General features: G+C 62.3%; 9 protein-coding genes. 1 reads left to right on the forward strand and 8 read right to left on the reverse strand.

Translation table 11 applies throughout. The annotated features are described in order from the left end of the window. From BRA62_RS11665 to BRA62_RS11700, 8 genes are all read right to left on the reverse strand, one after another. Window positions 1–205 (reverse strand): hypothetical protein (locus BRA62_RS11665; RefSeq protein ID WP_292366791.1); only part of this gene is annotated, 205 nt, incomplete at its 3' end. A 186-nt stretch (window positions 206–391) separates the two neighbouring features. Further along, on the reverse strand, window positions 392–2,227 hold the full coding sequence (locus BRA62_RS11670) for a DHH family phosphoesterase (RefSeq protein WP_292366793.1): 1,836 nt from the start codon (window positions 2,225–2,227) through the stop codon (window positions 392–394). A 14-nt stretch (window positions 2,228–2,241) separates the two neighbouring features. Beyond that, window positions 2,242–3,444, reverse strand: a complete 1,203-nt coding sequence (locus BRA62_RS11675) for a potassium channel family protein (protein WP_292366795.1) — start codon at window positions 3,442–3,444, stop codon at window positions 2,242–2,244. Window positions 3,445–3,472: 28 nt separating this feature from the next. Then, a complete protein-coding gene (locus tag BRA62_RS11680) occupies window positions 3,473–4,672 on the reverse strand; it encodes a magnesium transporter (RefSeq protein ID WP_292366797.1) in 1,200 nt (399 codons plus the stop codon). A gap of 21 nt (window positions 4,673–4,693) precedes the next feature. Beyond that, the gene (locus BRA62_RS11685) at window positions 4,694–5,647 is read right to left on the reverse strand and encodes a ribonuclease Z (RefSeq protein WP_292366799.1); all 954 of its coding nucleotides are present in this window, start codon (window positions 5,645–5,647) and stop codon (window positions 4,694–4,696) included. Continuing rightward, window positions 5,635–6,408: a sugar phosphate isomerase/epimerase family protein gene (locus BRA62_RS11690; protein WP_292366801.1), complete on the reverse strand. Its 774-nt coding sequence runs from the start codon at window positions 6,406–6,408 to the stop codon at window positions 5,635–5,637. The genes BRA62_RS11685 and BRA62_RS11690 overlap by 13 nt, the downstream gene beginning before the upstream one ends. Next, window positions 6,405–6,953, reverse strand: a complete 549-nt coding sequence (locus BRA62_RS11695) for a dephospho-CoA kinase (RefSeq protein ID WP_292366803.1) — start codon at window positions 6,951–6,953, stop codon at window positions 6,405–6,407. The genes BRA62_RS11690 and BRA62_RS11695 overlap by 4 nt, the downstream gene beginning before the upstream one ends. 146 nt (window positions 6,954–7,099) lie before the next feature. Beyond that, window positions 7,100–7,798 carry an anaerobic ribonucleoside-triphosphate reductase activating protein gene (locus tag BRA62_RS11700; protein ID WP_292366805.1) on the reverse strand — a complete coding sequence of 233 codons (699 nt, stop codon included), beginning with the start codon at window positions 7,796–7,798 and terminating at the stop codon, window positions 7,100–7,102. 175 nt (window positions 7,799–7,973) lie between these two features. On the opposite strand from BRA62_RS11700, the gene thiC reads away from it, so the two are divergent. Beyond that, a complete protein-coding gene (gene thiC / locus BRA62_RS11705) occupies window positions 7,974–9,248 on the forward strand; it encodes a phosphomethylpyrimidine synthase ThiC (RefSeq protein WP_292366807.1) in 1,275 nt (424 codons plus the stop codon). The last annotated feature ends 157 nt before the right edge of the window (window positions 9,249–9,405 follow it).

Genomic DNA, 9,405 nt, shown 5'->3' on the forward strand with positions numbered 1-9,405 from the left:
TCGGGGTCTCCTCTTCCTCCAGGGTTTCCGTCGGAGTCTCTTCCGGAGTTTCCTCGGGAGTCTCGTCGGGGGGTGTCGGGGGGAGGGTCCAGGTCAGAGGTTCCGCAGATGCTGAACTCTGGGCCGCAACGGGGAACATAATGGCCGCTGCCGCCACAAGCAGCACGACCAGAAGCGTTCTCCATGTCCATCGGTTTCCTGCCATGAGAACTCCCGTAGGAAATAAACCTATTTTTATATTTCGGTCGTTGTCAAAATCGTATCAGCGGCTAACTACTCGGTGCGCCTCACACCGTGGAGATACCGCACACTGCCGTACAGAGGCAGACCTCCGAGAAGAGAGCAAAACGCCGGCAGCCCGGCCGGAGCACCGGCGAGAAAGAAGTAGCGATCAGATTGGCGCTTCACCAATCTTTTTGATCAGGCTGTCGATGACCACGTCACGCATCCCTTCCACGAACTTGATGCTTCCGACGACGAGGTGGCCGCCGCCGTTCACGCCGCCGCCTACGATCTCGCTATGCAGTTCGCGCACCATCTGGGGGATGTTCATCATGACGCCCCGGGAACGCAGGACGGCAAAGTCCGGCCCGAACCCGATCGTGACGACCGGCTCTCCCGGGTGCTGCCGGACCAGACGGTCGTGCACCTCCCCGGAAGTCTTACCCGGCGGCGGGAACGTGAACCGGTGGGCGAAGAGCTCCACATCGAGCATGAAGAGGTGGGCGCCGTTTTCGAGCATCCGGCTCTCGACGTGGGGCATGTTGGTCTCGACCTGCTCTTCGATCGCCCGGTTCGCCTCTTCTACCAGCAGGCCGACGAACCGCTCGTGGCGTTCGGGCTCGCCGGAGAGGTTCAGGATATCCTTGACGATCTCTCTCCCGTCGCTGAACCGGAGCCAGAACTGCTCATAGTCGAGCGCGAGCGCAATATCGCGGCAGTCATCTTCCGAGTACTCGGGCGCGGCCACCGCGAGGTAGCGGGCACGCTCCGGCGCTTCGCTCCGGTCGCCGACCCCCGCGATCGCCGGCAGGTGCCGGATCTGGTTTTCGACCGCCGGGTTGACCATGCGGGCCACTTCCGTCCCCAGCATTCCGGCCGTGATCCCGTAGTCGCCGCCCACGTGGTAGGGGTTGACGTGTCCGATCAGGTACTCGTCCACTACCTCGTCGGGATGGTGGTGGTCCACGACCATCACCGGGAGACCGAAGATCCGGGTCACCTTCAGCGACGGCACATCCTCCTCGGTGGACCCGTTGTCCATCAGGAGGATCATCGGCATCTTCTGCCCGTAGCGGACGTTGTCCTTGAGGGCGAAGTCGAGATCGCGCGTGATATCCTCTATCTCATAGAACGGAGCCTTTGACGGGGACCGCTTGAAGAGGAAATACTCCGCGTCGAAGTCCCCGCCGGTCTCGCGGAGCAGCGCGGTCACCGCCTGTTCGACGGCAACGGCGGCGCATATGCCGTCCGCATCCGCGTGGTGCCGGAGGATGATCGGCCGCGCGGTCAGGACCGCTTTGCGAATCTCCTTTGCCACCTGGCGCATCTGCGGTCTCAGGGCTTCAAGAACCTCGCTCTCCACGAGGAACGGAAGGTCGACCGGTTCCGCCCGCTTATCGAGCGCCGCATCGATACGCTCCCTGACCCGTGCCGCATCCTCCGGCTCCATGACCGCCATGGACGCGACCTCGATCTGGAGCTGGTTGTTGCGCTGCATCACCTCGCCCGTGAGGGCGACGATGTCCCCGAGTTCGACCTCGGGATATGCACGGACGCCCGCCTCGATGAACGCGGCCGCGTTCGCAGTGCCCGACTCGTCCACGAGCGTAAAGATCGTCGGTCCCGACGTCTGCTTGATCTGGGCGACCTCGCCCTCGATCAGCACCGTCCTGCCGATCTTCTTCCCGATGTCGGTAATAAGCACGCTCGTCGTCTTCTTGGTCACGTTCTCGGTCTGGTAGACGGTCGGCGTGACCTCCTCCAGATCGATGTTGCCGTTGCTCCTGATCTGGAGGACGTGAACGATGATCGGGTCGCGCTCGGCATGCTGCACCTTCACGTTGCTCTTGTGAACGAGCCCCTTGACCCGGTCATTTAGCTGGACAAAAACACCGAACGGGGCAAAACCCTGCACCCGTCCGAGATAAATCTTTCCTTCCTCCACCTCGTCGAGATCGCAGTTCGCTCCGAGGCGGTAAACAATCGTATCTTCCGTATCTCCCATAGTAATTCTCCCAATTATTCTTCGGAAATCTCGGCGGCGTGCCCGGCAAGTTCATACAGCCGGCACTCACCGTCCCGCCTGCCCTTTGCTATGATGATATCGCCGCCCTCCAACCGGACACTCTTCCCCGGCCGGTAAATCCAGCGGTCGCCGTGCTTGATGGCGAGCACGACCATCCCGGTCACCGTCGCAAGCGACACCTCTTTGAGGGTCTTTCCTACAAGCGGCGACGACTCCGTAACAGACATCCGCGAGATGATCTCGTCCGACTCCCGGACGATCTTCTTGAAGACCGGCGGGATCTCGATGTCGCGCAGCAGTACATCCACGACGGCGTGAGCCGAATCGCTGATTGCCTGCGCGAACGAAGACATATACAGCAGGCCGCGAAGATAGCGCACGTCCTCGATCTTTCGTGCCGCTTCAAGGATCCAGAGGTCCAGGTCGTAACGCATACCATCGAGCGTTGAGTCGAGTGCGACCACTTCGTGCGCCACTTCCTTGTTGTTGAAGAGGAGAGAGGTATACGCCAGCCCGACGGAGAGCTCCGAGAGGTTCTTCATCTCGATGATCAGCTGGACCGCCCGGTCAAGGTCGTCGACCTCCCCCACGGGCGAGACCTCAACCCGGGGACGCTCCGCCGACCCCGCCATCAGGGAGAGGATATCCTCTCCGGCCTCCGGGCCCCGGGCTATCAGGATATCTCCGGCCTCCACCCGGGTGGTCTTGTCGGGGTCATAGATCCACCCCTTTCCGCGCCGGATGGCGATCACCTGCATGCCCGTCGTGCTCTGGACATTGAGGTCGCCGAGTGTGCGACCGGCAACCTCGCTCCCCTGGCTGACGATGATCCGGGTGACGATCTCCTCGGCCTCCGGGAAGACGCGCTTGAGTTTTGCGGGGAACCGGATGTCTTTTAAGATGAGTTTTGCTATGTCCGAAGCCGAGTTCGCAATCCTCTCTGCGGCCTCGGCCACCTGGAGCATGCCGCTCATCGCCTCGGCCTCTTCGATCCTTCTCGCACCGAGGACGCTCTGAATTCTGGCCTGGTAGACCAGTTTATTCATACTCTCCTCGAGGTTGATCACCTCGAGCGCTATCTCCTTACTGTCGAAGAGTATCGCGGAGTAGGAGAGATCGACCATCAGTTCCGAGACATCCTTCATCTCGATCAGGACGTCTTTGAAACTGATCGGCTGATAGTCATGTTCCATCATGGTTTGTTAACCGTCGTTCTCTATTCTTTCACCACAACAGCAGGTCTATCACTGCCACGAGCGCAGCGGCGCCGATCAGGTCGATCAGGCTTGTGACGACAGGGATTCCAAAGTTGTCGGGGTCGAGACCGTACCGGAATGAAAGGCTCGACACGATGTACGCCACGCCGTTCACCAGTGTCATGACAACCAGGCCCGCCGCAAGGCTGATAGCGACCAGCATCCCGAGGCCGGGGCTGTTCAACCCCATGAGCACCGCCGCACCATGCGCGATGAGCGCCAGCAGTGGAAGCAGTATCAACGTATAGAGATAGGAAATAATAAAATGATGCACGACGCCGCGCTCGGGGAGGAACGAAGGGCTGATCTCGCCGGTGTGCATCCCCGTCGAGAGGCGCGATCCGAGGATCCCGCCGATCGACCCGAGAATGCCCATGAACGGCGGTATCAGGACGAGAAAGACCGCAAACGCCACCAGATTGTCGAGGCTGAGCGAGTAGGTCAGGCCGGCCAGCGTGCCGAAGACGCTGAGCGGGATGAGGAGAGAGATGTTCTCCCGGACAATCGGCCCGATCCGCACCGGCTGCTGCCGGGTGTAGAGAATGGCGGCGACGGCAACGGCTACTGCGATGGCCCCGAGAACCAGGCGTATCCAGGGAGAGAGGAGCATGACAAATGTCGCGGAGAGCACGAGGATCGGGAGCGTGACGAGGTCCCCTGAGGTGGTGACGGTAGGTGCGCCGATCATGTCGAGATCGAGATCGTAGCGATAACTCGCAAGCACGATGACCAGAGTGATCCCCATCACCACAAGTCCCGAAACTACACCGCTGATGACCGAGATCAGCACGAGATCGGTTATGCCCACAACAGGAAGCCCGAAAAGAAGACTCCCCACATAGGCAGAGGTACCGAGAACAAGCGCTATGAGGATTGTTATCGCAAACGAGGCGCGGATATTGTCGCCGAGTACCGAGCCTTCCTCGAAGTCGATGGAGAACTCCCCGAGGTGCATCGCCGAGGAGAGGCGGGAGGCAAAGACTCCGGCGATGTTTCCTCGCATATCGATGATCGACGGCAGGAGCACCATCAGGCCGGGTATCAGTCCGAGGACTTCACTGACAGAACCGAGATAGATACCTGCAACGCTGGCAGCAGCGGCACTGACGAGCAGGGCGCCGAGACCGGTCAGGATCAGGCGGCTCTGGCTGGATAGGCCCTGCTCCATCACCATCACCGTCCATCTCGATCAACTCCGATACGGGATCTCCAGCACCGCCAGATCGGCCGGCAGAATCACGTCTCCCTCATATTGTCGCTTTGCATCGCGTATATGGTTTGCTGTGCTCGTATACCGGGAGCTTATGTGCACCAGGGCAAGCATACGGGCGTTTAAGGCCGCTGCCGCCTCACCGGCCTCCCCGGCAGTGGAGTGCAGGACTTCCCGGGCGCGGCCGCTCTCCTGGTCGTCGAACGTGGCGTCGTGGATCAGGAGATCCGCATCCCGGATCATCGCCGCGATCTCGGGCTGGTTCTGGAGCGGCCGGGTGTCTCCGGTGTAGACGACCTTCCTCCCCGGGCGAGGGTCGCCCATTACATCGGCAGGACGAACGTCGGTCTCGACGCCGTCGCGGACGACGCGGACCACCTCCCCACGCTGCAGCCGCCCGAAAAGCGGGCCCGGCGGGACGCCGAGCTCGATCGCCCGCTCACGGTTGAACCTTCCGGGCCGCTCGTCCTCCTCCATCACGTAGCCGAGCCCCGGGATGCCGTGGGACGTGGCAAACGCCCGGACGGTGTAGCCGTTGAAGGGCACGACCGAACCGTGCTCGAGGGCGTGGGCAGTGACGAAGAAGCCCCGGGTGTGGCGGCTTATCTTCTGCACGAGGTCGACGAACTCGCCGACCCAGGGCGGCCCGTAGATCGGGAGCGGGTCCGTCCGTCCCATGAACGCGAGCGTCTCGACGAGCCCGAAGACGCCGAGGAAGTGGTCGGCGTGCCAGTGGGTGATGAAGACGGCGTTCACCGTAAACCCGGTCCGGGCACGCATCATCTGCTGCTGGGCGCCCTCCCCGCAGTCGAAGAGCAGGGTGTCGGGGCCCCGCCGAACCAGGACGCAGGACGGGTTCCTCTGCGGCGAGGGGAGCGCCCCTGCTGTCCCGAGGAAGTGAACGTGGAGGGTCTCGCCGGCTATACGAACCACTTCCTGAATGCCGCGAGGCTCCGTTTCGCCTCTTCAAGCGATCTGCCCTCGATAACGGCCGGGCCGGAGTAGTCCCGGGCGATGGCCCGCCCGACCTTCTCCCAGGCGATGGTCCCGTCGCCGAGCGCAAGGTGTTCGTCCGACTGCCCGTGGTTGTCGTGGATGTGCAGGTGATCGACCTCCCGGACGTGTCCAAGGAACGCGTCCACAAGACCGTTGGTATTGGCGTGCCCGACATCCAGCGTGACCCCGATCCCCGCTATCCCTTCCGTGAGGCCGAGGATCTCCTCGGGATAGCGGCAGAGGAAGTCTTTAATGCTGATCATGTTCTCGACGCACGCAAGGACGCCGTGGTCCTCCGCGTACTTCCCGATCTCGACGAGCGCGGTCTTCTGCATCTCCCAGACCTTCTCGGGGACGAGTTTTCCTACGGGAGAGACGAACCCGGGGTGAACGGTCACCCGGTCAGTCAGTTCGGCCGCGTGCTGGATGCAGCAGCAGGTCTGGCGGACGGATTCGCGCCAGATGGGATAGTTCAACGATGCGAGGTTCAGGTCGCTGTAGGGAGCGTGCACAGTCGCGAGAAGGCCGGTGCTCTCGAGGTTCTCCCGGACAGCAGCGAAGTTCTCGGGGTTGTCCAGGCGGTATTTCCCGTCGGCGACGATCTCCCAGCCGGTATACCCGATCTCTTCGAGCCCATAGACCCAGTCGCGTGATTCCCAGACTTTTGACGAGGCTGAAAAATACGGGACAAGACTCATTCTATACCTCCCAGCCGGCAGAGCAGGTCACGAACCTCTGCGGCAAACTCTTCGAGCGTTCCCTCGTTCGTGACCCGGCAGTCTGCCTGTTCCAGGGCACGTCCGAGCCCCCACCCGAGTTCCCGCTCGTCGCGGACCCGGAGTTCTTCGGGGGTGAGGGTGTCGTCGGACCGACCCCGGTTCGCGAGCCTCCGGTAGCGCGTCTCGAATGACGAGACGATCCCGATGAGCGTGAAGTCGGAGAAGTGCTCCCGAAACGTCGCCACCTCGTAGTCCCCCCGAATACCATCCACGAGCACCACCGGAGCGGACTCTGCCTCGATGAGCGGGATGGTGAGCCGGGCTATGGCGTCCATGCCGAGGTCCGCGCGCAACTTCCCCGCGACCGCGCCAAAGTTCGCGTCCGTCGGGGGAAGCCCGGCCTCCTTCACCCGTTCACGGATCGCGTCCCCCATGACCACGACAGGGACCCCGAGATCCCGGGCGATCCGTGACGCCTCTCCTTTCCCGCTTGCCGGCATACCAACGATTCCAATGACCTTCATCCGGTTCCTCCATATATCCAGAACAGCGGGCCGTGCCGGCGAGCAACCGGCGGCAGGGTCCCGGCGATGCAGGCTGTGGCGGCCGCCACAAACGTCTCCGTAAAGATGCGTTCCCGACGATATTATGCTTAACGTCACCGGAACGGTTACCGCTCCGGGTCGTACCCGACCTCGCCGTCCTCCCGGGTCCGGATACGGACCTTGCGGCCGAGCGGGGCCGCTGCCGCCTCGAGTTCCTGCCGGGTCAGGGGGACGAAGCCCGCGGCCACGCCCTGCTGGAGCACTAGGTCGAGCCTGCGGGTATCCTGTGCGATGGCCGGGAGGTCTTCCTCGCGGCCCCGGAAGAGGGTGACCACGATCTCGCAGGTCTCGAGGCTGCCGTCGGCCTTCGCCCGTTTGCAGGTGGCGAGCGACTGCTTCACCGCATCGGCGGCGGTGAGTCCCAGGAGGTCGTCGTAACGCTCCCACGTCGTCTTGATGTCGAGCGCGATCATGTTCACAAGACGTCTGCCAAGGAGGTTCTCGATCACCCGGGGGAAGATGCCGTTCGTGTGCAGGCCGATGGAGAATCCCATTTCGCGGGCGGCGGCGGCCAGATGGACGAGCGCCTCTCCCTGCAGGGTCGGCTCCCCGCCGGAGAAGACCACGGCGCCTGCAACCGTGCGGGAGCCCCGGATCATCGCGATGACCTCGTCCGCATCGCGAAGGTCCTCGCCGTCCTGGATGGCGATATTGTGGCAGTAGAAACAGCGCGCGGGGCACCCCCGGAGAAAGACGGTGCAGGCCGCCCGTCCCCTCCAGTCGACGGTGCTGATCGGGACAAAACCTCCGAAATTGACGTACAAAGAATCACCAGGCGATAAAGAGATGCTCCCTTATTTCTTGTAAGCCTTGGCTTTCCGGCTATGAAAAAAGATCTGAATAAGAGCAAGTCAAGTTTACTTGTTGAAAGAACAATATTATTTTAGCCCGAATCCTAAAAACAAGCCTTTATCAACTCTTTTCCTCAAATATAAGGCCATGAGTCTCATAGAAGACGCCCGGCGCGGCGTCGTCACCGAAGAGATGCGGATCGTCGCGGCAGCGGAAGGTGTAACCGAAGATTTCGTCAGGCGCGGCGTAGCCGAAGGCCACATCGTCATTCCGGTCTCCCCCTACCGGAAAGTGAAGATCTGCGGTATCGGCGAAGGGCTCAGAACGAAGGTCAACGCGAGCATCGGAACGTCCTCAGACATCGTCGACGTCGATATGGAGATCGAGAAGGCCCGGCAGGCCGAGCTCGCCGGTGCCGATACGCTGATGGAACTCTCCACCGGCGGTGACTTTTTAGAGATCCGGCGCCGGGTCGTCGAGGCGACCACCCTCTCGGTCGGGTCGGTCCCGCTCTACCAGGCGTTCATCGAGGCCGCCCGGAAGCACGGGGCGGTCGTCAACATGGAGGAGGACGACCTCTTCCGGATCACAGCGGAGCAGGCGAAGCTCGGCACCAACTTCATGGCGATCCACACCGGGATCAACTACGAGACGATGAAACGCCTGCAGAATCAGGGGCGGCACGGCGGGCTCGTCTCCCGGGGCGGGGCGTTCATGACCGCGTGGATGCTCCACAACGAGAAGGAAAACCCGCTCTACTCTGAGTTCGACTACCTGCTCGAGATCTTAAAAGAGCACGAGGTCACGCTCTCGTTCGGCAACGGGATGCGTGCGGGAGCAGTCCACGATGCGACCGACCGTGCCCAGATCCAGGAACTGCTCATCAACGCGGAACTCGCCGACAAGGCGCATGCCGAGGGCGTGCAGGCGATCATCGAGGGGCCGGGGCACATCCCGATCGACGAGATCGAGACGAACGTCGTCCTGCAAAAAAGGGTCACGAACCGGAGACCGTTCTACATGCTCGGACCGCTCGTCACCGATATCGCGCCCGGCTACGACGACCGGGTGGCCGCCATCGGGGCCGCGCTCTCCTCCTCCTACGGTGCGGACTTCATCTGCTACGTGACGCCGGCGGAACACCTGGCGCTTCCCACCCCCGAGGAGGTCTACGAGGGCGTCATGAGTTCGAGGATCGCCGCCCACGTCGGCGATATGATCAAACTCAAAAAGCGCGACGACGATCTCGAGATGGGCCACGCCCGCCGGGACCTCGACTGGGAGCGGCAGTTCGCGGTCGCGATGAACCCCGAGCGCGCCCGGGCGATCCGGGACGAGCGGATGCCGGCCGACGCCGACGCCTGCACGATGTGCGGGGATTACTGTGCGCTGAAGATCGTCGGGCGGCATTTTAACTTCTGAGTGGGGTTGGGGTGTGGGGGCTCCCTCCGGGATCTCTTTTTTAGGTGTTTTTTCGGGTAGCGGTGGGTGTTCATGTCTGCAAGCGAAGCAGACTCGAGATTCCCCCGACAAACCCGATACACTGGACCGTGGGGGTATCGCCATTGGGGGAGGGGCT

It is taken from the genome of Methanoculleus sp. UBA208 (assembly GCF_002498065.1).
Classification (GTDB): domain Archaea; phylum Halobacteriota; class Methanomicrobia; order Methanomicrobiales; family Methanoculleaceae; genus Methanoculleus.

What these genes read in the sequence shown, in the direction of transcription:
- BRA62_RS11670 (WP_292366793.1), bottom strand. Translation starts at nt 2,227, where the DNA reads ATGGGAGATACGGAAGATACGATTGTTTACCGCCTCGGAGCGAACTGC.
- BRA62_RS11675 (WP_292366795.1), bottom strand. Translation starts at nt 3,444, where the DNA reads ATGATGGAACATGACTATCAGCCGATCAGTTTCAAAGACGTCCTGATC.
- BRA62_RS11680 (WP_292366797.1), bottom strand. Translation starts at nt 4,672, where the DNA reads ATGGAGCAGGGCCTATCCAGCCAGAGCCGCCTGATCCTGACCGGTCTC.
- BRA62_RS11690 (WP_292366801.1), bottom strand. Translation starts at nt 6,408, where the DNA reads ATGAGTCTTGTCCCGTATTTTTCAGCCTCGTCAAAAGTCTGGGAATCA.
- BRA62_RS11695 (WP_292366803.1), bottom strand. Translation starts at nt 6,953, where the DNA reads ATGAAGGTCATTGGAATCGTTGGTATGCCGGCAAGCGGGAAAGGAGAG.
- thiC (WP_292366807.1), top strand. Translation starts at nt 7,974, where the DNA reads ATGAGTCTCATAGAAGACGCCCGGCGCGGCGTCGTCACCGAAGAGATG.